Source organism: Rhodococcus sp. MT28, assembly GCF_058792695.1.
On the sequence record NZ_JBXAFD010000067.1, the window covers coordinates 1 to 1,025 of the forward strand.

Consider the following 1,025-nt stretch of genomic DNA (forward strand, 5'->3'; position numbering starts at 1 on the left):
GTGGTTTCGGCGACTTCGGCATCGGAAATCCAGTCACCGGTCTCGGGGTCTCGTACCGCGCCGGGATACTTCACGGGTGTCCAGGCGTCTTCGGCAATCGAATCGATTGCCCGCGCGACGGCGGTGTTCTTGGCCATCACGACCGAGAATTCGACCTTTGAGCGCAAGCAAGCGGTCACGACGGAGCGGGTGCCGTAGGCAGAATCGCCACGAACGAGGATCGTGCCGACCGCACCCGCTTTTCGGGCGGTGACGATGGCTTGGGTGACCATCCGGCCTGCGCCTTTACCCGATGCGGCTTTGCCTGCTCGTAGCCGCATCCCGGTGATGACCGGTGCGGAATCGGCGGTGCTGAGTATCGTTGCGAGCGGTGAGAGTCCTTTGCGGAGGACCTGCTTTCCGGCGATTTTTGCATGTCCGTAGGAGGCGCCTTCTTTGGCGTGGCCGTAAACGGGGCGCAGCAGCGAATCGATGTCAATGAACGCGTGATCGACGAGTCCGGGGAGAATATCGGTGCGGGAGGCGAGTGAGATGAGGTGTTCACGCAGCACTGATTCGAGTTGGCGATTGTGCCCGAAAGTGAACTCACGCAGCAGTGTTCCGATAGTGGAGGGTGCGTAGACGTTGCCGAACAGCTCCTTCATGCCGCCGGAGCGAAGGACGTCGATGTCGTCGATGCTGTCCGCGCCCGCGCACATCCCGGCGATCAGTGTCACCAATTTTGGTGCCGGATTCGCTGCCCCGGATGCGATTTTCGTGGCGGTGATCGAGATCTTCTCGGCGAGGAGGTCCGTGAGCCTGGTCTGCTCGGCCAACGTCATCACCGGGACCAGTCCCGCGCACGAGACGATGTGGTTCTCGTTGAACACTGCGGAATCTTCGACGAACTTGTGGGACACTTTCACTGGAAGTGCCTTTCCTGAGCTGGTGGATTTGTTGCGTGAGAACTCAAATCATCCCAGTTCAGGGGGCACTTTCTTCAGTTAGACACTCCGGTCAATGGAAGTTCTATCGGTGGATTCAGG

1 protein-coding gene is annotated in these 1,025 nt (G+C 59.8%); it reads right to left on the minus strand.

Annotated features, from left to right (window positions below):
* Nucleotides 1-905: IS1380 family transposase (locus AC1Q6C_RS33625; RefSeq protein WP_492667130.1), on the minus strand; the 905-nt coding region annotated here is incomplete at its 3' end.
* Between the last annotated feature and the right edge of the window lie 120 nt (nucleotides 906-1,025).